The 20564-nt window shown below is 61.7% G+C and carries 18 protein-coding genes and 1 pseudogene; 17 read left to right on the forward strand and 2 right to left on the reverse strand.

Annotated elements, in window-relative coordinates; genetic code table 11:
• Positions 1 to 104: 104 nt before the first annotated feature.
• Positions 105 to 776 (reverse strand): N-acetylmuramic acid 6-phosphate phosphatase MupP, encoded by a 672-nt coding sequence (mupP, locus tag QIY50_17370; GenBank protein WGV19174.1) that lies wholly within the window; start codon positions 774 to 776, stop codon positions 105 to 107.
• Between the two features lie 2 nt (positions 777 to 778).
• A complete protein-coding gene (ubiG, locus tag QIY50_17375; GenBank protein ID WGV19175.1) occupies positions 779 to 1477 on the reverse strand; it encodes a bifunctional 2-polyprenyl-6-hydroxyphenol methylase/3-demethylubiquinol 3-O-methyltransferase UbiG in 699 nt (232 codons plus the stop codon).
• A gap of 111 nt (positions 1478 to 1588) precedes the next feature.
• Between ubiG and mtnA the strand changes: the two genes are divergently transcribed.
• The 17 genes and pseudogenes from mtnA (at position 1589) to QIY50_17460 (ending at position 20561) form a co-directional block, all read left to right on the forward strand.
• Positions 1589 to 2665: an S-methyl-5-thioribose-1-phosphate isomerase gene (mtnA, locus tag QIY50_17380; GenBank protein ID WGV19176.1), complete on the forward strand. Its 1077-nt coding sequence runs from the start codon at positions 1589 to 1591 to the stop codon at positions 2663 to 2665.
• A gap of 353 nt (positions 2666 to 3018) precedes the next feature.
• Positions 3019 to 5784 carry a DNA gyrase subunit A gene (gene gyrA, locus QIY50_17385; protein ID WGV19177.1) on the forward strand — a complete coding sequence of 922 codons (2766 nt, stop codon included), beginning with the start codon at positions 3019 to 3021 and terminating at the stop codon, positions 5782 to 5784.
• Positions 5785 to 5985: 201 nt separating this feature from the next.
• Positions 5986 to 7071, forward strand: a complete 1086-nt coding sequence (gene serC, locus QIY50_17390; protein WGV19178.1) for a 3-phosphoserine/phosphohydroxythreonine transaminase — start codon at positions 5986 to 5988, stop codon at positions 7069 to 7071.
• A complete protein-coding gene (gene pheA / locus QIY50_17395) occupies positions 7071 to 8165 on the forward strand; it encodes a prephenate dehydratase (GenBank protein WGV19179.1) in 1095 nt (364 codons plus the stop codon). Before serC ends, pheA begins: the two co-directional genes overlap by 1 nt.
• Positions 8166 to 8362: 197 nt before the next feature.
• A complete protein-coding gene (locus QIY50_17400; protein WGV23080.1) occupies positions 8363 to 10570 on the forward strand; it encodes a bifunctional prephenate dehydrogenase/3-phosphoshikimate 1-carboxyvinyltransferase in 2208 nt (735 codons plus the stop codon).
• Positions 10567 to 11253 carry a (d)CMP kinase gene (gene cmk, locus QIY50_17405; protein ID WGV19180.1) on the forward strand — a complete coding sequence of 229 codons (687 nt, stop codon included), beginning with the start codon at positions 10567 to 10569 and terminating at the stop codon, positions 11251 to 11253. The genes QIY50_17400 and cmk overlap by 4 nt, the downstream gene beginning before the upstream one ends.
• A 124-nt stretch (positions 11254 to 11377) precedes the next feature.
• Positions 11378 to 13054 (forward strand): 30S ribosomal protein S1, encoded by a 1677-nt coding sequence (rpsA, locus tag QIY50_17410; GenBank protein ID WGV19181.1) that lies wholly within the window; start codon positions 11378 to 11380, stop codon positions 13052 to 13054.
• Positions 13055 to 13061: 7 nt separating this feature from the next.
• A complete protein-coding gene (locus QIY50_17415) occupies positions 13062 to 13907 on the forward strand; it encodes an acyltransferase family protein (GenBank protein ID WGV19182.1) in 846 nt (281 codons plus the stop codon).
• Between the two features lies 1 nt (position 13908).
• Complete coding sequence (locus QIY50_17420; protein ID WGV19183.1) at positions 13909 to 14202, forward strand: hypothetical protein; 294 nt, start codon at positions 13909 to 13911, stop codon at positions 14200 to 14202.
• A gap of 336 nt (positions 14203 to 14538) precedes the next feature.
• Positions 14539 to 14838: an integration host factor subunit beta gene (gene ihfB, locus QIY50_17425; GenBank protein WGV19184.1), complete on the forward strand. Its 300-nt coding sequence runs from the start codon at positions 14539 to 14541 to the stop codon at positions 14836 to 14838.
• A gap of 19 nt (positions 14839 to 14857) precedes the next feature.
• The gene (locus QIY50_17430) at positions 14858 to 15121 is read left to right on the forward strand and encodes a lipopolysaccharide assembly protein LapA domain-containing protein (GenBank protein WGV19185.1); all 264 of its coding nucleotides are present in this window, start codon (positions 14858 to 14860) and stop codon (positions 15119 to 15121) included.
• Between the two features lie 102 nt (positions 15122 to 15223).
• A complete protein-coding gene (locus QIY50_17435; GenBank protein WGV19186.1) occupies positions 15224 to 16648 on the forward strand; it encodes an MBL fold metallo-hydrolase in 1425 nt (474 codons plus the stop codon).
• 236 nt (positions 16649 to 16884) lie between these two features.
• Positions 16885 to 17946: a Wzz/FepE/Etk N-terminal domain-containing protein gene (locus QIY50_17440; GenBank protein ID WGV19187.1), complete on the forward strand. Its 1062-nt coding sequence runs from the start codon at positions 16885 to 16887 to the stop codon at positions 17944 to 17946.
• Between the two features lie 75 nt (positions 17947 to 18021).
• Positions 18022 to 18561, forward strand: a pseudogene (rfbC, locus tag QIY50_17445) (dTDP-4-dehydrorhamnose 3,5-epimerase).
• Between the two features lie 21 nt (positions 18562 to 18582).
• Complete coding sequence (locus tag QIY50_17450) at positions 18583 to 18996, forward strand: FdtA/QdtA family cupin domain-containing protein (protein WGV23081.1); 414 nt, start codon at positions 18583 to 18585, stop codon at positions 18994 to 18996.
• Positions 18989 to 19456 carry an acyltransferase gene (locus tag QIY50_17455; GenBank protein ID WGV19188.1) on the forward strand — a complete coding sequence of 156 codons (468 nt, stop codon included), beginning with the start codon at positions 18989 to 18991 and terminating at the stop codon, positions 19454 to 19456. Before QIY50_17450 ends, QIY50_17455 begins: the two co-directional genes overlap by 8 nt.
• The gene (locus tag QIY50_17460) at positions 19449 to 20561 is read left to right on the forward strand and encodes a DegT/DnrJ/EryC1/StrS family aminotransferase (GenBank protein WGV19189.1); all 1113 of its coding nucleotides are present in this window, start codon (positions 19449 to 19451) and stop codon (positions 20559 to 20561) included. The genes QIY50_17455 and QIY50_17460 overlap by 8 nt, the downstream gene beginning before the upstream one ends.
• Positions 20562 to 20564: the final 3 nt, after the last annotated feature.

Here is a 20564-nt window from a genome sequence, read left to right on the forward strand (position 1 = left end):
GAGCGGGCATGCCCGCGAACACCGGCAAAGCCGGTGCCATCCACCGCGGTGACTGCTTCGCGGGCATGCCCGCTCCCACAGGGGCGGTCGTCAGCCGTTGCAACTCAGCAGCCGCACAGCGCGCTGTCGATAACCTTGCGCAGTTCCAGCGGGTGGTCCACTACTACGTCGGCACCCCAGTTGTTGGGGTTGTCCTCTGGATGAATATAGCCGTAGCGCACCGCCGCCGTGCGAGTGCCGGCGTCGCGGCCAGACTCGATGTCGCGCAGGTCGTCGCCGACGAACAGCACGCTGGCAGGGTCCAGGTTCAGAGTCTTGCAGGCGAGGATCAGCGGCTCGGGGTCGGGTTTGCTGTTTTTCACGTGGTCCGGGCAGATCAGCAGCGCCGAACGCTCGGCCAGGCCCAGCTGTTGCATGATCGGTTCGGCGAAGCGTACCGGCTTGTTGGTGACCACGCCCCACAGCAGGTTGCCTTTCTCGATGTCGGCCAGCAGCTCGGCCATGCCGTCGAACAGCTTGCTGTGCACCGCGCAGTCGCGCTGGTAACGCTCGAGGAATTCCAGGCGCAGGGCCTCGAAGCCTTCGGCCTCCGGGCTTATGGCGAAGGTCGCGGCGACCATCGCCCGGGCGCCGCCGGAGATCACGTCGCGGATCAGCTTGTCATCGACCGCCGGCAGGCCGCGCTCGACGAGCATGGCCTGGCAGATGGCGATGAAGTCCGGCGCCGTGTCGAGCAATGTGCCGTCCATGTCGAAGAGTACTGCTTGCAAACGCATGCTCATTCCTCGCGCAGGGTCTGGATCATGTAGTTGACGTCGACGTCGCTGCTGAGCTTGTAGTGCTTGGTCAGCGGGTTGTAGGTCAGGCCGATGATGTCTTTCACCTGCAGGCCGGCAACGCGGCTCCAGGCGCCCAGCTCGGACGGGCGGATGAACTTCTTGAAGTCGTGGGTGCCGCGCGGCAGCATCTTCAGGATGTACTCGGCACCGACGATGGCCAGCAGGTAGGCCTTGGGGTTGCGGTTGATGGTGGAGAAGAACACCTGGCCGCCAGGCTTGACCATGCGGTAGCAGGCGCGGATGACCGAAGACGGGTCGGGCACGTGCTCGAGCATTTCCAGGCAGGTGACCACGTCGAACTGTTCGGGCATTTCCTCGGCCAGGGCTTCGGCAGTGATCTGCCGGTATTCCACCTGCACGCCCGACTCCAGCTGGTGCAGCTGGGCCACGGCCAGCGGCGCTTCGCCCATGTCGATGCCGGTGACCGTGGCGCCGCGCAGGGCCATGGCTTCGCTGAGGATGCCGCCACCGCAACCCACGTCCAGCACTTTCTTGCCGGCCAGGCTGGCGCGCTCGTCGATCCAGTTGACGCGCAGCGGGTTGATTTCGTGCAGCGGCTTGAACTCGCTTTCGCGGTCCCACCAGCGGTGGGCCAGCGCTTCGAACTTGGCGATTTCGGCGCGGTCGACGTTGCTCATTAGAACAGTCCTCTGAAACTTCGCAAAATTGCGCCGGAGTATACCCGAGCGCTCGGCCCCGAGGGTCGCTATAATCGCCGGCTTTTGATATCCGAACGACGGGGAGAGGCGATGCGCGAGCGACTTTTGGCGGCGGAGAAGGTGACCGCGATCCGCTGGCAGGGCGGCGTCTTGCACCTGCTCGACCAGCGCCTGCTGCCGTCGGAAGAACGCTGGCAGGCCTGCGACAATGTCGCGCAGGTGGCAGCGGCGATCCGCGACATGGTCGTGCGCGGCGCGTCGGCCATCGGCATTGCCGCGGCCTATGGCCTGGTGCTGGCGCTGGAAGAGCGGCTGGCCGAGGGTGGCGACTGGGAAATGGATCTGGAAGAAGACTTTCTCACCCTGGCCGAAGCACGCCCTACCGCCGCCAACCTGTTCTGGGCGCTGAACCGCATGCGCGAGCGCCTGCAGCGCCTGCGTCCGGATGAGGGCGTGCTGGCGGCGCTGGAGGCCGAAGCGGTGGCCATTCACGAAAGTGACCGCGAAGCCAACCTGACCATGGCCCAGCAGGGAATCGAGCTGATTCGCCGCCACCAGGGCAATGCCCAGGCCCTGCTCACCTACGGCAATGCCGGCGCCCTGGCCTGTGGTGGCATCGGCACTGCGTTGGGGGTTATCCGCGCCGGCTATCTGGAGGGCATGGTCGAGCGGGTGTATGCCGGTGAGACCCGCCCCTGGCTGCATGGCTCGCGCCTGACCGCGTGGGAGCTGGCCAACGAGGGCATCCCGGTCACCCTGTGCGCCGATTCGGCGCTGGCCCACCTGATGAAAAGCAAGGGCATCACCTGGGTGGTGGTGGGCGCGGACTGCATCGCCGCCAACGGCGACGTGGCCAGCAAGATCGGCACGTATCAGCTGGCAGTCAGCGCCATGCACCACGGCGTGCGTTTCATGGTGGTGGCGCCGAGCACCAGCATTGACCTGAACCTGGCCACGGGCGAGGACATCCCGCTGGAAGAGCGCGCTGCCGACGAGTTGCTGGACATTGGCGGCACTCGCGTGGCGCCGGATGTCGAGGTGTTCAACCCGGTGTTCGACGTGACCCCGGCCGACCTGATCGACGTGATCGTGACCGAGCGCGGCATCGTCGAACGGCCTGATACCGCCAAGCTGGCACAGTTGATTTGCCGCAAGCGCCTGCACTGACCGGCAACCTTGCTGGCCACTTCGCGGGCGCGCCCGCTCCCACAGTGACACCACCACTCTCGAGTGTTGCGATATCCCTGTGGGAGCGGGCGTGCCCGCGAAGTGGCCAGTGAAAATCCTCAGATTCAACCGCGTGTAAGGCCACCTGCCACATCTCCCCACCTCCCATGCCTTTGTGATAACATCCGGCAGTTTCCAAGACCGCCCATCACGGCGGCCTTCATTGCGCAGATCCATGGCACAACTCATTGATTTGTCGTAAGTCGTCGCACCCTTATGCGCTGCGGCGGCGAGCTTCGTTCGGCCCTTGATGGAGCTGCGAAGTTTCACCAGAAAAAGGAATCAGGCTTCTCATGGGCGAACTGGCCAAAGAAATCCTCCCGGTCAATATCGAAGACGAACTGAGACAGTCTTACCTCGACTACGCGATGAGCGTGATTGTCGGGCGAGCGCTGCCCGATGCGCGTGACGGCTTGAAGCCCGTGCATCGCCGCGTTCTCTATGCGATGAGCGAACTGGGCAACGACTGGAACAAGCCGTACAAGAAATCCGCCCGTGTGGTCGGTGACGTGATCGGTAAGTACCACCCGCACGGCGACACCGCGGTCTACGACACCATCGTGCGTATGGCCCAGCCGTTCTCGCTGCGCTACCTGCTGGTCGACGGCCAGGGCAACTTCGGTTCGGTGGACGGCGACAACGCCGCAGCCATGCGATACACCGAAGTGCGCATGGCCAAGCTGGCCCACGAGCTGCTGGCCGACCTGCACAAGGAGACCGTCGACTGGGTGCCCAACTATGACGGCACCGAGCAAATCCCGGCGGTCATGCCGACCCGTATTCCCAACCTGCTGGTCAACGGTTCCAGCGGTATCGCCGTGGGCATGGCGACCAACATCCCGCCGCACAACCTCGGCGAGGTCATCGATGGCTGCCTGGCACTCATCGACAACCCCGAAGTCACCATCGATGAGCTGATGCAGCACATCCCCGGCCCGGACTTCCCGACTGCCGGCCTGATCAACGGCCGCCAGGGCATCATCGAGGCCTATCGCACCGGCCGTGGTCGCATCTACATGCGCGCCCGCTCCGAGATCGAAGACATCGACAAGGTTGGCGGCCGCCAGCAGATCGTGGTCACCGAACTGCCGTACCAGCTGAACAAGGCGCGCCTGATCGAGAAGATCGCCGAGCTGGTCAAAGAGAAGAAGATCGAAGGCATCACCGAGCTGCGCGACGAGTCCGACAAGGACGGTATGCGCATCGTCATCGAGCTGCGTCGCGGCGAGGTGCCGGAGGTGGTGCTCAACAACCTGTATTCGCAGACCCAGCTGCAGAGCGTATTCGGCATCAACGTCGTCGCCCTGGTAGACGGTCGTCCGCGCCTGCTCAACCTCAAGGACCTGCTCGAAGCGTTCGTCCGTCACCGCCGTGAAGTGGTGACCCGCCGTACCGTGTTCGAGCTGCGCAAGGCCCGCGAACGCGGCCATATCCTCGAAGGCCAGGCGGTCGCGCTGTCCAACATCGACCCGGTCATTGCCCTGATCAAGGCCTCGCCGACCCCGTCCGAAGCCAAGGAGGCGCTGGTCTCCACTGCGTGGGAATCCAGTGCCGTGCAGGTCATGGTCGAGCGCGCCGGCGCCGATTCCTGCCGCCCCGAGGACCTGCCGGAGCAGTACGGCCTGCGTGAGGGCAAGTACTACCTGTCGCCGGAACAGGCCCAGGCCATTCTCGACCTGCGCCTGCACCGCCTGACCGGCCTGGAGCACGAGAAGCTGCTGGCCGAGTACCAGGAAATCCTCGAGCAGATCGGCGAACTGATCCGCATCCTCAGCAGCGCCGAGCGCCTGATGGAAGTGATCCGCGAAGAACTGGAAGCCATTCGCGCCGAATATGGCGATGCCCGCCGTACCGAAATCCTCGATGCGCGCCACGACCTCAACTACGGCGACATGATCCCGGAAGAAGAGCGCGTGGTGACCATTTCCCACGGCGGCTACGCCAAGACCCAGCCGCTGTCCGCCTACCAGGCCCAGCGCCGTGGCGGCAAAGGCAAGTCGGCTACCGGGGTGAAGGACGAGGACTACGTCGAGCACCTGCTGGTCGCCAACAGCCACGCCACCCTGCTGCTGTTCTCCAGCAAGGGCAAGGTGTACTGGCTGAAGACCTACGACATCCCCGAAGCGTCCCGCGCCGCCCGCGGCCGCCCGCTGGTCAACCTGTTGCCGCTGGAAGAAGGTGAGCGCATCACCGCCATGCTGCAGATCGACCTCGAGGCCCTGCAGCAGAACGCTGACGCCGACGAAGAGCTGGAGGATGCGGAAGACACCGTGCTCGAAGGTGAAGTGGTCGAGGCCGAGGAAGTGGACGAGGAAGACGGCGACACCCCTGAGTGGGTGGCCGAGCCGACCGGCGCCTACATCTTCATGGCCACCGCTTCGGGTACCGTGAAGAAGACCCCGCTGGTGCAGTTCGCCCGTCCGCGCTCCAACGGCCTGATCGCCCTGAAGCTGAAGGAAGGTGACACCCTGATCGCCGCGGCCATCACCGACGGTGCCAAGGAAGTGATGATGTTCTCCGACGCCGGCAAGGTGATCCGCTTTGCTGAAAGCGTGGTGCGCGAGATGGGCCGTAACGCCCGTGGCGTGCGCGGCATGAAGCTGGGCAAGGGCCAGCAGATCATCTCCATGCTGATCCCGGAATCCGGCGCGCAGATCCTCACCGCTTCCGAGCGTGGCTTTGGCAAACGCACCCCGCTGTCCAAGTTCCCGCGTCGCGGCCGTGGTGGTCAGGGCGTGATCGCCATGGGCACCAAGGGGCGCAACGGTCTGCTGATCGGCGCCATCCAGGTGCAGGAAGGCGAAGAGATCATGCTGATCTCCGACCAGGGCACGCTGGTGCGTACCCGCGTTGGCGAAGTGTCCAGCCTGGGCCGTAACACCCAGGGTGTGACCTTGATCAAGCTGGCTAGCGACGAGACACTGGTGGGCCTGGAGCGTATCCAGGAGCCTTCCGAGGACGAACTCGATGATGTGATCGAGACGGACGAAGAGGGCGTCGAGGCTGAAGCACCGGACAACGAAGACGCTGCCGGCGCCGAAGAGGCCCCGCAGGAGTAAGCGTAAAACCCGAACGGGGCGACCAAGGTCGCCCCGTTTGACTGATCAGGCCGGGCAATGCCTGGCCCTGTGGGAGCGGGCAAGCCCGCGAATCAGGCGCCGCGATGCATGGCGCCGGCTTCGCCGGTGTTCGCGGGCAAGCCCGCTCCCACAGGGTTCCCGCAGAACTAGCTTTTTAGATCTATTAGAGCGAGAGTGGATGTGAGCAAACGAGCCTTTAACTTCTGCGCAGGCCCTGCCGCGCTTCCTGACGCAGTGCTGCAGCGCGCACAGGCCGAAATGCTGGATTGGCGTGGCAAGGGCTTGTCGGTGATGGAAATGAGCCATCGCAGCGACGATTACGTGGCCATCGCCGAAAAGGCCGAGCAGGACCTGCGTGACCTGCTGTCCGTCCCCTCCAACTACAAGGTGCTGTTCCTGCAGGGCGGCGCCAGCCAGCAGTTCGCCGAAATCCCGCTGAACCTGCTGCCGGAAAACGGCACCGCCGACTACATCGAAACCGGCATCTGGTCGAAAAAGGCCATCGAGGAAGCGCGCCGCTTCGGCAACGTCAACGTCGCCGCCAGCGCCAAGCCCTACGACTACCTGGCCATCCCGGGCCAGAACGAGTGGAAGCTGACCAGCAACGCGGCCTACGTGCACTATGCATCCAACGAGACCATTGGTGGTCTGCAGTTCGACTGGGTGCCGGAAACCGGTGACGTACCACTGGTGGTCGACATGTCCTCCGACATCCTCTCGCGCCCGATCGACGTGTCGCAGTACGGCCTGATCTATGCCGGGGCGCAGAAGAACATCGGCCCAAGCGGCCTGGTAGTGGTGATCGTGCGCGAAGACCTGCTGGGCCGCGCCCGCAGCTGCTGCCCGACCATGCTCGACTACAAGGTCTCGGCCGACAACGGCTCGATGTACAACACCCCGGCCACCTACTCCTGGTACCTCTCGGGCCTGGTGTTCGAGTGGTTGAAAGAGCAGGGTGGCGTCGATGCCATGGAGCAACGCAACCGCGCCAAGAAAGACCGCCTGTACGGTTTCATCGACAGCAGCGAGTTCTACACCAACCCGATCAGCCACAACGCCCGTTCGTGGATGAACGTGCCGTTCCGCCTGGCTGACGAGCGCCTGGACAAGGCCTTCCTCGCCGGTGCCGATGCCCGTGGCCTGCTCAACCTCAAGGGCCACCGTTCGGTAGGCGGCATGCGCGCCTCCATCTACAACGCCCTGGGCCTTGAAGCAGTCGAAGCCCTGGTGGCCTACATGGCCGAATTCGAGAAGGAGCACGGCTGATGTCCGAGCACGAGCTGAAGGCGCTGCGCGTTCGCATCGACAGCCTCGACGAGAAGATCCTCGAGCTGATCAGCGAGCGCGCCCGTTGCGCCCAGGAAGTGGCCAAGGTCAAGACCGCCTCGCTGGCGGAAGGCGAAAAGCCGGTGTTCTACCGCCCCGAGCGTGAAGCTGCCGTGCTCAAGCGTGTGATGGAACGCAACAAGGGCCCGCTGGACAACGAAGAGATGGCGCGGTTGTTCCGCGAAATCATGTCGTCGTGCCTGGCCCTGGAAGAGCCGCTGAAAATCGCCTACCTCGGCCCTGAAGGTACCTTCACCCAGGCGGCGGCCATGAAGCACTTCGGCCATGCGGTGATCAGTCGGCCGATGGCGGCCATCGACGAAGTGTTCCGCGAAGTGGCGGCTGGTGCCGTCAACTTCGGCGTGGTGCCGGTGGAAAACTCAACCGAAGGCGCGGTCAGCCATACCCTGGACAGCTTCCTTGAGCACGACATGGTGATTTGCGGCGAGGTCGAGCTGCGTATCCACCACCATCTGCTGGTGGGCGAGAACACCAAGACCGACAGCATCACCCGCATCTATTCCCACGCCCAGTCGCTGGCCCAGTGCCGCAAGTGGCTGGACGCGCACTACCCGAACGTGGAGCGCGTGGCCGTGTCGAGCAATGCCGAGGCGGCCAAGCGGGTCAAGGGCGAGTGGAACTCGGCGGCGATCGCCGGCGACATGGCGGCCAACCTGTACGGTCTGACCCGCCTGGCCGAGAAGATCGAAGACCGCCCGGACAACTCCACGCGCTTCCTGATGATCGGCAACCAGGAAGTGCCGCCGACCGGCGACGACAAGACCTCGATCATCGTTTCGATGAGCAACAAACCGGGTGCCTTGCACGAACTGCTGGTACCGTTCCACCAGAACGGCATCGACCTGACCCGCATCGAGACCCGCCCGTCGCGCAGCGGCAAGTGGACCTACGTGTTCTTCATCGACTTTGTCGGCCACCACCGCGACCCGCTTATCAAGGCGGTGCTCGAGCAGATCAGCCAGGAGGCTGTGGCGCTGAAGGTGCTGGGGTCGTATCCGAAGGCGGTGCTTTGATTCAAGGCCTTTGGGGCTGCTTTGCAGCCCTTCGCGGGCACGCCCGCTCCCACAGTGACAGCGTGATGTCGAACTCTGTGGGAGCGGGCGTGCCCGCGAAGGGCCGCACAGCGGCCCCAATGGGCCTCGCAGGCTGTCTAGATTTCTGAACAGGGTTCGCACCAGTGGTAAAAGCAGTAACAACCAAACCCGCGCCAATCATCAACCGCCTGGTCGTAGTCGGCCTCGGCCTGATCGGTGGCTCGTTCGCCAAGGGCCTGCGTGAAAGCGGCCTGTGCCGCGAAGTGGTCGGTGTCGACCTGGACGCCCCCTCGCGCAAGCAGGCCGTGGCCCTGGGCGTGGTCGATCGCTGCGAAGAAGATCTTGCCGCCGCCTGTGTCGGTGCCGATGTCATCCAGTTGGCCGTGCCGATCCTGGCCATGGAAAAAGTGCTGGCCCGCCTGGCCGGGCTCGACCTCGGTACTGCCATCATTACCGACGTCGGCAGTGCCAAGGGCAACGTCGTCCGTGAGGCGCGAGCCGTCTTCGGTGCCTGCCTGCCGCGCTTCGTCCCCGGCCACCCCATCGCCGGCTCCGAGCAGAGCGGGGTAGAGGCCTCCAACGCTACCCTGTTCCGCCGGCACAAGGTCATTCTCACCCCGCTGGCCGAAACCGACCCGGCCGCCCTGGCCTTGGTCGACCGCCTGTGGCGGGCACTGGACGCCGATGTGGAACACATGTCGGTCGAACGCCACGACGAAGTGCTTGCCGCCACCAGCCACCTGCCGCACCTGCTGGCGTTCGGCCTGGTCGACTCGCTGGCCAAGCGCAATGAAAACCTCGAGATCTTCCGGTACGCTGCGGGAGGCTTCCGCGATTTCACGAGAATCGCTGGCAGCGACCCGACCATGTGGCACGACATTTTTCTCGCCAACCGCGACGCTGTCCTGCGCACGCTTGATACATATCGCAGCGATCTCGACGCCTTGCGCGACGCGATCGCAGAAGGGGACGGGCACCAGCTGCTGGGTGTATTCACCCGCGCACGCGTTGCCCGCGAGCATTTCAGTAAAATCCTGGCCCGCCGGGCCTATGTGGACGCTATGAACGCCAACGATCTGATTTTCCTGGCCCAACCCGGTGGCCGCCTGTCCGGGCGAATCCGCGTACCGGGCGACAAGTCGATTTCCCACCGCTCGATCATGCTCGGCTCGCTGGCCGAAGGCATCACCGAGGTCGAAGGCTTCCTCGAAGGTGAGGACGCACTGGCGACCTTGCAGGCATTCCGTGACATGGGGGTGGTCATCGAAGGCCCCAACCACGGCCGCGTGACCATTCACGGCGTTGGCCTGCACGGCCTCAAGCCGCCGCCCGGGCCGCTGTACGTGGGTAACTCGGGTACCTCGATGCGCCTGCTGTCGGGCCTGCTGGCCGGCCAGCCGTTCGACGTGACCATGACCGGCGACGCTTCGCTGTCCAAGCGCCCGATGAACCGTGTGGCCAACCCGCTGCGCGAAATGGGTGCCGTGGTCGAGACCGGCCCTGAAGGCCGCCCGCCGTTGACCATCCGCGGTGGCCACAAGCTCAAGGCGCTGACCTACACGCTGCCGATGGCCAGTGCCCAGGTCAAATCCTGCCTGCTGCTGGCCGGTCTGTACGCCGAAGGCAAGACCACCGTCACCGAGCCTGCACCCACCCGTGACCACACCGAGCGCATGCTGCGCGGCTTCGGCTACAGTGTCGAGAGCAATGGCCCAGTAGCCTCGCTGCAGTCCGGCGGCAAGCTCACTGCCACCCGTATCGAAGTGCCGGCCGACATCTCCTCGGCGGCGTTCTTCCTGGTGGCGGCGTCCATTGCCGAAGGCTCCGAGCTGGTGCTGGAACACGTTGGCATCAACCCGACCCGCACCGGCGTAATCGACATCCTGCGCCTGATGGGCGGCGACATCACCCTGGAAAACCAGCGGGAAGTCGGCGGCGAGCCGGTGGCCGACCTGCGTGTGCGCGGTGCCAGGCTGAAGGGTATCGACATTCCTGAAGAGCTGGTGCCACTGGCCATCGACGAGTTCCCGGTACTGTTCGTTGCCGCTGCCTGCGCCGAAGGGCGTACCGTGCTGCGTGGTGCCGAAGAGCTGCGGGTGAAGGAATCCGACCGCATCCAGGTCATGGCCGACGGCCTGATCACCCTGGGCATCAAGTGCGAGCCGACCCCGGACGGCATCATCATCGACGGCGGCCAGCTCGGCGGCGGCGAAGTGCACGGCCACGGTGACCACCGTATCGCCATGGCCTTCAGTGTTGCCTCGCTGCGTGCCAGCGCGCCGATCCGCATCCACGACTGCGCCAACGTCGCCACCTCGTTCCCCAACTTCCTGGCGCTGTGCGCCGAAGTGGGCATCCGCGTGGCGGAAGAGGGCAAGTCGTGAGTGCCCTGGCGCCGGTCATCACCATCGACGGGCCAAGCGGTTCGGGCAAGGGCACGGTCGCCGGGCTGCTGGCTCGCGAGCTGGGCTGGAGGTTGCTGGACTCCGGCGCGCTGTACCGCTTGCTGGCGTTCAACGCCAGCAACCACGGCGTCGACCTGACCAACGAAGAGCTGCTGACCAAGCTTGCCGCCCATCTGGATGTGCAGTTTGTCGCCGCCGAGCCCGGTAAGCTGCAACAGATCATCCTCGAGGGTGAGGACGTCAGCAATGTCATCCGCACCGAAACCGTCGGTGCCGGTGCCTCGATGGTTGCTTCGCTGCCGGCGGTGCGGGATGCGCTGCTGGTGCGCCAGCGCGAATTCCGCGAGGCGCCGGGCCTGATCGCCGACGGCCGCGACATGGGCACAGTGGTGTTCCCGGATGCGCCGTTGAAAATCTTCCTCACCGCCAGCGCGGAGGAGCGGGCACGTCGCCGCTACCTGCAGTTGAAGGGCAAGGGTGAAGATGTTAGTCTGTCGAGTCTGCTGGATGAGATTCGTGCGCGCGATGAGCGCGACACCCAACGTGCAGTGGCCCCGCTGAAGCCAGCGGACGATGCCATTCAGTTGGACTCTACCGAGTTGTCCATCGAGCAGGTGTTGCAACGTATCAGGAGCGAGATCGCGCTGCGCGACCTTCTCTGATAGCCAGGAGAGCAGGCAGGGGCACCAGTCAACGTCCTGCCGGCTTTCCTTTACTTAAAACAAACCCACATTGTCTGGAATGTGGCGATGGGCGTCTGTTTCGCCCGAATCTACAGGAATTAAAATGAGCGAAAGCTTTGCAGAACTCTTTGAAGAAAGCCTGAAAACCCTCAATCTTCAGCCGGGTGCCATCATCACCGGTATCGTTGTCGACATCGACGGCGACTGGGTTACCGTACACGCTGGCCTGAAGTCCGAGGGCGTCATCCCGCTCGAGCAGTTCTACAACGAAGCTGGCGAGCTGACCATCAAGGTCGGTGACGAAGTTCACGTTGCGCTGGACGCGGTCGAAGACGGCTTTGGCGAAACCAAGCTGTCCCGTGAAAAAGCCAAGCGCGCCGAGTGCTGGATTGTTCTGGAAGCAGCTTTCGCCGCCGAAGAAGTGGTCAAGGGCGTTATCAACGGTAAGGTTAAGGGCGGCTTCACTGTCGACGTTAACGGCATCCGTGCGTTCCTGCCGGGCTCCCTGGTTGATGTCCGCCCTGTGCGCGACACCACCCACCTGGAAGGCAAAGAGCTGGAGTTCAAGGTCATCAAGCTGGACCAGAAGCGCAACAACGTTGTCGTTTCCCGTCGCAGCGTGCTGGAAGCCGAGAACAGCGCCGAGCGCGAAGCCCTGCTGGAAACCCTGCAGGAAGGCCAACAGGTCAAGGGTATCGTCAAGAACCTCACCGACTACGGCGCCTTCGTGGACCTGGGCGGTATCGACGGCCTGCTGCACATCACCGACATGGCCTGGAAGCGCATCAAGCACCCATCGGAAATCGTTAACGTTGGCGACGAAGTCGACGTACGCGTTCTGAAGTTCGACCGCGAGCGCAACCGCGTTTCGCTGGGTCTGAAGCAGATGGGCGAAGATCCGTGGGTAGCTATCACTGCCCGTTACCCAGAAGGTACTCGCGTACAGGCTCGCGTTACCAACCTGACCGACTACGGCTGCTTCGCTGAGCTGGAAGAAGGCGTTGAAGGTCTGGTACACGTTTCCGAAATGGACTGGACCAACAAGAACATCCACCCGTCGAAAGTCGTTCAGGTTGGCGACGAAGTGGAAGTCATGGTTCTGGACATCGACGAAGAGCGTCGTCGTATCTCCCTGGGCATCAAGCAGTGCAAGTCCAACCCATGGGAAGACTTCTCCGGCCAGTTCAACAAGGGTGACAAGATCACCGGTACCATCAAGTCGATCACCGACTTCGGTATCTTCATCGGCCTGGACGGCGGCATCGACGGCCTGGTTCACCTGTCCGACATCTCCTGGAACGAAACCGGCGAAGAAGCCGTACGTCGTTTCAAGAAGGGCGACGAGCTGGAAACCGTCATCCTGTCGGTCGACCCAGAGCGCGAGCGCATCTCCCTGGGCATCAAGCAGCTGGAAGACGATCCGTTCTCCAACTTCGTTGCTGTCAATGACAAGGGCGCTATCGTCAAGGGCATCGTGAAAGAAGTTGACGCCAAAGGCGCCATCGTCACCCTGGCCGACGACATCGAAGCTACTCTGAAAGCTTCCGAAATCAGCCGTGACCGCGTTGAAGACGCGCGTAACGTCCTGAAGGAAGGCGAAGAGATCGAAGCCAAGATCATCAGTGTTGACCGCAAGTCCCGCGTTATCAGCCTGTCCATCAAGTCGAAGGACGATGCTGAAGAGCGCGAAGCCATCCAGAGCCTGAAAAACGCTCCGGAAGCGGCTGCCGATACCACCATGGCTGCGCTGCTGCGCGAAGCAATGGCCAAGCAGAACTGAGTTCTGTTTGATCGGTAAAAAAGGCGACCCTTGGGTCGCCTTTTTTTATGCCGGAAATGGACCATACCGGGGGAGGGGGATGATGTTGGTGTTTGGCGACGTAATGACAGGTCGCGGGCGTGATAACAATTTCCTGATTATCAGGTTGCTGGCGGCAACCGCTGTGGTGGTTGGGCATTCCTTTGCATTGTCCTACCTGGAGTGCCTGGGGTGTACCGACCCGGCGCTGCTGCTGGGTATGCCGGTGCCGGTACACAGCTTGGGCGTTGAAGTGTTCTTCATGGTTAGCGGGTTTTTGATCGCTGCCAGTGGTGAGAGGAATAGTGCTCGGGATTTCTACCTGGCGCGTGCACTGAGGATCTTGCCGGGTTTGCTGGTGTGCCTGTTGCTCATGGCCTTTGTGCTGGGGCCTGTGGTTACCTCGTTGCCGCTGGCCGAGTATTTCGCGAAAGGCCAGGTTTACAAGTACGTTTATAGCCCGCTGCTGATATTCAAGGATGCCCAGTTCGTGCTGCCTGGGGTGAACTTTACCCCGCGCTTCCATGGGGTTTCGGTCAATGGCAGTTTGTGGACCATTCCGCTGGAAATGCGCATGTACCTGGTGCTGGGGGTGTTGGTGCTTGGTGGCCAAGGTTTGTCGCAGGCCAATGGCAGGGCTGACACTGGCGGCGCTGGTGATTGCGCTGGGGCTGCATACCCTGCATCCGGCTTATGGGGAGTACCCGTTCAAGTTGGTGGTATGTTTCCTGGCGGGTTCGGCGTTCTATTCGTGTCGGGCGGTTATTCCGCATGGGTGGTGGCTGCTGCTTGCCTGTGCCGGGCTGTTCTTGCTGAGCAAGGGGGGGCGCTTTGAGGTGTTCACCTTTGCCATCCTGACCCTTTACGGCACGTTGTACTTTGCTTACTGCCCGCAGGTGAAACTGCCTCCGTTTGTGCAGGATTACTCGTACGGTATCTACCTGTATGCATTTCCGCTCCAGCAAGTGTTGGCTGCCGCGATGCCATGGGCCGGGCCTTACTGGCTGATGTTGGCTGCCGTGCCGGCGTCCTGGTTGGCGGGGTATGTCTCGTGGCAGTTGGTAGAGAAGCCTGCCTTGGCGATGCGCAAGCGCTTTTCCCAGGCGAGTACCCAGCAGCAGTTGGCCTGAGCCCAGGGGAGGGTAGTGGATGGCAAGGGCTTCGCCCGTGTTCGCGGGCAAGCCCTAATGCCTGTCAGTTAAGCTATTTGGGGCCGCCTTGCGGCCCATCGCCGGCAAGCCAGCTCCCACAGGTACAGCGCAACTCTTGAGCCCTGCGCTGTACCTGTGGGAGCTGGCTTGCCGGCGATGAGGCCGGGCCTGCCAATCTCGCCAGCTAGACCATTCCTGCAAAACTTCAATCTTGAATTTTTTTATTAAGTCAAGAACCACCCTGTTCAAATCCCTCCCAGCGTGCTACAAACTGGTTAAGCAATGATCTAGCTGCTTGATAACGAAGGGAAAAATATGACGAAGTCGGAGCTGATCGAACGTATTGTCACCCATCAGGGGCTGCTCTCGTCCAAGGACGTGGAGCTGGCCATCAAGACCATGCTTGAGCAGATGTCACAATGCCTTGCCACTGGCGATCGTATCGAGATCCGCGGTTTTGGCAGCTTCTCGCTGCACTATCGCGCCCCTCGCGTAGGTCGTAACCCGAAGACCGGCCAGTCGGTCAGCCTCGAAGGCAAGTTCGTGCCGCACTTCAAGCCCGGCAAAGAACTGCGCGACCGGGTCAATGAAGAAGAGCATGAGGCCCACACCTGATTCCACAAGGAGCAATCTGATGCGTAACCTCAAGCGCGCCCTGGCGGCGGTGTTCGTGCTGCTGTTGGCGGCTGTGGTGCTGTTCTTCGTGCTGGAGAACCAGCAAACCGTCTCGTTGGTCCTGTTCGGTTGGGCAGCCCCGGCCATGCCGGTCGCGGTGCTGGTCCTGGCCGCGCTGGTCATTGGCCTGGCAGTCGGCCCGCTGCTGGGCGCCTACGGCGTGCAGCGGAGCAAGCGCAAGATCAGGGCTTCTGCCCGTCAGGCAGCACTGAGCGATAACTAAGGACATTTCCTACACCTGCTTGGGAAAGTTTCACCTATGCCTGTGCCGGCCGTCATGGAGTAATAACGCACTTCATTTTCGGCCCAGGCGAGTGTGCGCAGCATGGATTTTCCCGTCCTTTCCCATCACGGTGGTACCCGCGGCGTCACCGGCTCCTGCCATCAACTGCACCTCGGCCCGTCCAGCAGCCTGCTGATCGACTGCGGCCTGGAGCAGGGCGCCGAGGCGGCGCCAGGCGCAGCGTCGGCGCCACTGGGCTTCGACGTGCAGGGCATTCAGGCCCTGGTCATCACCCATGTGCATCTCGACCACGTTGGTCGCATCCCGGCGCTGCTGGCGGCAGGCTATCGTGGCCCCATCCTGTGCAGCGAGCCGTCTGCCCGGCTGCTGCCACTGGTGCTGGAAGACGCTTACAAGCTGAGCATCAGTAGCCAGCCCGCCCATGTGGCGAGGTACCTCAAATTCATCCGCGACCTGATCGTGCCCCTGCCTTTCGAGCAATGGCACACCCTGGTCGAGCACCCCGGTCTCAACTGTCGCGTTCGCCTGCAGCGCGCCGGCCATCTGCTGGGTTCGGCCTATGTCGAATGCGACGTGCAGTACGAACAAGCCAACACCCGCTACGTGTTCTCCGGTGACCTCGGTGCTTGTGGCAACCCCTTGCTGCGCCCCGTGCAGCCTCCGGAACGGGCCGATGTCCTCGTGTTGGAAAGCACCTACGGCGACCGTCTACACCCGCCTGCCGGCGACCGCCAGCAGCGGCTGGAAGCGGCCATCGACCGCGCCCTGGCCGACCAGGGCACGCTGCTCATTCCAGCCTTCAGTCTCGGCCGCACCCAGGAGTTGCTGTATGAGCTCGAAGGCATTCTCCACCGCAAGGCCTTGCTGAACAAAGCCGGCCCGGCCCTCGCTGGCGACCCGCTCGACTGGTCGCAGTTGCCTATCATCCTCGACTCGCCCCTGGCCCAGCGCATCACCAGCGTGTACCGGGAACTGCACCATTACTGGAATGCCGAAGCCAGGGCGCGCCTTGCCGAGGGGCGTGACCCACTGGGTTTCAGCCAGTTGATCAGCGTGGACACCCATGCCCGTCACCAGCAGGTGGTCAATTACCTGAAAAGCACCGGGCGGCCGGCGATCGTGATTGCCGGTAACGGTATGTGCTCGGGTGGGCGCATCGTCAATTACCTGAAGGCCATGCTGGAGGACCCGCGGCATGAGGTGATGTTTGTAGGTTATCAGGCCAAGGGCACGCCGGGTGCGGTGATACAGGCCAGTGAAGGGGCGGAAGGGTTTGTGCAGATTGACCTGGATGGATGTATGTATGAGGTGCGCGCAAAAGTCGTAACCTTGCCGGGTTACTCTGGCCATGCGGACCAGGAGGGGTTGGTGAGCTTCGCGCTGGGTGGTGCAAAAGCCGCCAGGGCGATTGTGCTGGTGCACGGAGAGTCCCGGGCGAAAGCATCGTTGGCCCAAGCGCTACGCAAGCGCGGCGGTAAGGACGTCGACGTCACGGTTGCCCTGTAGCGGACCGCAGGCCGTCGGCTAGCCGGGCTGCTGTGGAACTTTGTTGGCGGTACCTTCCTCTTAGATTGGATAAGTGCTAAAGCTGTAGGCACGTTTCGTGCGGTCTACGGCGGATGGGCAAAATGCCGCTACGCTAAGGTTCAGCTGGTCTCTACGTCGGATCAGCTGCAGACAAGGCTTGGCCTCGCTGGCATAGGGCTCATGCAAATGGTCGGATCTAAGGAAAACAAGAGCAAATGCGAAATGAACGTAGCCCCGGAGTCGAAAATGACGAAGTTGATGTTCTCGAACTTTGGCATGTATTGTGGAGTCGCAAACTGCTCATCCTCTCCTGCATTGTTTTAGTTACTGCAGCTGCGCTTGTTTATATCTCGCTCAAGACCCCGATGTACGAAGCCAAGTCTTTTATCCTGCCGCCGACCAAAAATGATATTGCCCAATTGAACTATGGTCGCACCGAAGGCAGTGGCCTCGAAGTGTTCACATCCAAGGATGTTTACGCGATTTACCTGCGCGCCCTGCAGTCTGAGTCTCTGCGGCGCCAGTTCTTTCGCACGGTCTATTTGCCTAATTTGCCAGAGGCCGCTCGCCAAGGCTCTCAAGATGCACTTTATGACCAATTTGGCAAGGTATTGACTGTTGGTCCGGTGGCGGGGGATAGTGCCGAGCGCTTTTTAATCAGGGCGCTGAGCGACGACCCCAAGATGAGTGTGAAGTGGGTAACGCGCTTTTCGGAAATGGCCAGTGACACTGCTAAAAAGGCACTGGTCGAAGACGCTGATACTGAAGTCAAGGTGCTGGTCAAGAACCTGGAGCAGCAGATCCGCAGCGCACGGGAGGCGGCGCACAAGCAGCGTGAAGATCAAATCGCCCGCCTGGAAGAGGCGCTGAAAGTTGCCAAGGCAGTGAAGCTGAGCAAGCCCCCCATCATTGCCAGTGGCATGAATGCTGAAGTGTCCGGCGATATGCGGGGGGCATTGACCTACATGCGGGGCAGCCAGGCCCTTGAGGCAGAGCTTGCAAACCTTCGCGGTCGGGAATCCGACGACCCCTTCGTCGCTGATTTGCGGGAGGTTCAGGAGAAGCTCGACTTCTACCGCAACCTGCAGCTGAACCCGGCGGTGATCGAGGTATTTCAGCAGGATGGTGCCATCGAGGTGCCTGATAGCCCGGTCCGGCTTCGCAAATTGCTCATTGTCGCAGGGGGCGTGTTCGCGGGGTTGATTCTCGGCGTACTCCTGGCCGCACTTACCCATTTGGTTTCTGCTGAAAGGGAGCGCCGTGTGGGGCGCGCCTGAGCTACCACTCCCCGAGCCTGCATGCTGCGGAAGAGTCGAATCGATAGTGATGAATTTTAACAAGAGGCTGGTTGCGTGAAGCTCATAGAAACAAATATCTCGGACGTAGTCGTTTTTGAACCAACCGTCTTCGAGGACGACAGGGGCTGGTTCTATGAGTCTTATAGCGAGCCTAAATTCCATGCTCTGCTCAGTGCGCAAGGTATTACCCTTCCACCTTCTTTTGTTCAGGAAAACTGCTCTTTATCCAAAAAGGGTGTCATGCGCGGCTTGCACTATCAACTTTATCCGTTTGCCCAGGGCAAGTTGGTAAGTGTGGTTCAGGGTGCGGTGTTCGATGTGGCGGTGGATATCCGCAAAGGCTCCCCTACCTTTGGGCAGTGGGTAGGCAGGGAGCTATCGGCGGCTAACCGCAAGATGATGTGGGTGCCGGAAGGCTTCGCCCACGGTTTCATCGCGCTGGAAGAAGATACGGTGTTCCAGTACCGCACCACCGATGTCTATTCCAAAGAGCATGAACGCAGCATTGCCTGGGATGACCCGGACCTGGCCATCGAGTGGCCACAGGTCGAGGGGCTGCTGATCAGTGACAAGGATGCGGTAGCGCCAAGCCTTGCCGAAGCTGATCTGCCACCCTTGATTCTGAAAGGGCAGGCGGAGGACCTTGTCCTTCCTATCATCGGTGATGATCGCGGAAGCCTGATCAGCATTGAAAAGGCACTGAACATCCCGTTCGCCATCCGCCGTGTCTACTACATTTTCGGTACCAAGGCCGGCGTCAGCCGCGGTTTCCATGCTCACCGGGATCTCCAGCAACTGATCATCTGCCTGGCCGGCAGTTGCCGCATGACCCTGGATGACGGCACCGGTCGGGTTGACCATGTGCTTGACGCACCACAGAAAGCCCTGCTGATCAAGAATATGGTCTGGCGTGAAATGCATGATTTCAGCGAGGACTGTGTACTCATGGTCATCGCCAGTGAAACCTACGATGAACGCGATTACATTCGCAGTTATGATGACTTCAAGAGGCTGATCGCCCATGCCTAGTATTCATGCCCTGGCCGATGTACAAACCGATGCCATCGGTGAGAAAACCAGGATCTGGCAATATGCGGTCATCCTCAAAGGTGCGCGAATTGGCAGTAACTGCAACATTTGCGCCCACACCCTGATCGAGGGAGGGGTTGTAGTCGGGGACAACGTCACCGTGAAAAGCGGTGTGTATCTCTGGGAAGGGCTGGTGATCGAGGACAATGTCTTCATTGGCCCCAATGCTACATTCACCAACGACAGGGTACCGCGCTCCAAATGCTACCCCGAAGCTTACGAAGTCACTGTGCTGAAGGAAGGCTGCAGCATCGGTGCGAATGCGACATTGCTCCCGGGCGTGACGATTGGCCGACATGCCATGGTAGGTGCCGGTGCTGTCGTGACCAAGGATGTACCTGATTACTGCGTGGTAGTGGGTAATCCGGCAAAAATAATAAGGGAGCTAGAGCATGGTTGATTTTCTGAATCTGAAGGCCGTCAATAAACAGTATCGCGAAGAACTGTTGCAGGCGTGCGCCGATGTGATCGACTCCGGCTGGTACATCGGCGGTAGCGCTCTGGCCCGCTTTGAAAGCAACTTTGCCGCTTATTGCGGTACCGCTCATTGCGTTGGCGTGGCAAACGGCCTGGATGCGCTGACCTTGACCTTGACCGCCTGGAAGCAACTGGGGCGAGTGAAGCAGGGTGATGAAGTCATCGTTCCAGCCAATACCTACATTGCGAGCATCCTGGCAATTACCGCCAGCGGACTGGAGCCGGTGCTCGTCGAGCCGGACCCTGCAACGTTCAATATCGATATCTCCCTCATTCGCCAGGCGATCACCGACAAGACCCGGGTCATCCTGCCCGTGCACTTGTATGGGCAGATTGCAGACATGAAGGCGATCAACGAGATTGCCACCGAATATGATTTGCTGGTGCTCGAAGACTCGGCCCAGGCCCATGGCGCCTCTATCGATGGCAAGCGGGCAGGCAACTGGGGGAATGCTTCGGGCTTCAGTTTCTATCCAGGCAAGAACCTGGGCGCGCTCGGCGATGCCGGGGCAATCACCACCTCGGACGCCGAGTTGGCGGAAGTGCTGCGGGCCCTCAGAAACTATGGTTCCCATGAGAAATACAAGAACTTGTACGTTGGTGTGAACAGCCGCCTGGACGAGATCCAGGCGGCAATGCTGGACGTGAAGCTCAAGTATCTCGATGACGAAATCAGCCGGCGCCGGCATATCACCACGTGCTACCGCGCAGGCATTCACAATACTCATATCGCCCTGCCGCAGAATAGCGCTGCCGAGCAGCATGTGTGGCATCTGTATGTGGTACGGACGGCCCACAGAAACGAACTGCAGCAACACCTTCGCGAGCGGGGTGTACAGACGCTGGTTCACTACCCGATCCCGCCTCACAAGCAACAGGCCTACCGCCAGTACAACGGTTTGAGCCTGCCGCTGACTGAGAAGATTCATGATGAGGTGCTCAGCCTGCCTGTGGACCCAACCATGAGCGACACGGACATCCAGACGGTCATCGATGCCTGCAACAGTTTTACTGTGTCCGGGCAATAATTC

Source organism: Pseudomonas putida (genome assembly GCA_029953615.1).
Classification (GTDB): domain Bacteria; phylum Pseudomonadota; class Gammaproteobacteria; order Pseudomonadales; family Pseudomonadaceae; genus Aquipseudomonas.

Coding starts and splice junctions, on each gene's coding strand:
- mupP (WGV19174.1), bottom strand. CDS start 776: ATGCGTTTGCAAGCAGTACTCTTCGACATGGACGGCACATTGCTCGAC.
- ubiG (WGV19175.1), bottom strand. CDS start 1,477: ATGAGCAACGTCGACCGCGCCGAAATCGCCAAGTTCGAAGCGCTGGCC.
- mtnA (WGV19176.1), top strand. CDS start 1,589: ATGCGCGAGCGACTTTTGGCGGCGGAGAAGGTGACCGCGATCCGCTGG.
- gyrA (WGV19177.1), top strand. CDS start 3,019: ATGGGCGAACTGGCCAAAGAAATCCTCCCGGTCAATATCGAAGACGAA.
- pheA (WGV19179.1), top strand. CDS start 7,071: ATGTCCGAGCACGAGCTGAAGGCGCTGCGCGTTCGCATCGACAGCCTC.
- rpsA (WGV19181.1), top strand. CDS start 11,378: ATGAGCGAAAGCTTTGCAGAACTCTTTGAAGAAAGCCTGAAAACCCTC.
- ihfB (WGV19184.1), top strand. CDS start 14,539: ATGACGAAGTCGGAGCTGATCGAACGTATTGTCACCCATCAGGGGCTG.
- QIY50_17430 (WGV19185.1), top strand. CDS start 14,858: ATGCGTAACCTCAAGCGCGCCCTGGCGGCGGTGTTCGTGCTGCTGTTG.
- QIY50_17435 (WGV19186.1), top strand. CDS start 15,224: ATGGATTTTCCCGTCCTTTCCCATCACGGTGGTACCCGCGGCGTCACC.
- QIY50_17440 (WGV19187.1), top strand. CDS start 16,885: ATGCGAAATGAACGTAGCCCCGGAGTCGAAAATGACGAAGTTGATGTT.
- QIY50_17455 (WGV19188.1), top strand. CDS start 18,989: ATGCCTAGTATTCATGCCCTGGCCGATGTACAAACCGATGCCATCGGT.
- QIY50_17460 (WGV19189.1), top strand. CDS start 19,449: ATGGTTGATTTTCTGAATCTGAAGGCCGTCAATAAACAGTATCGCGAA.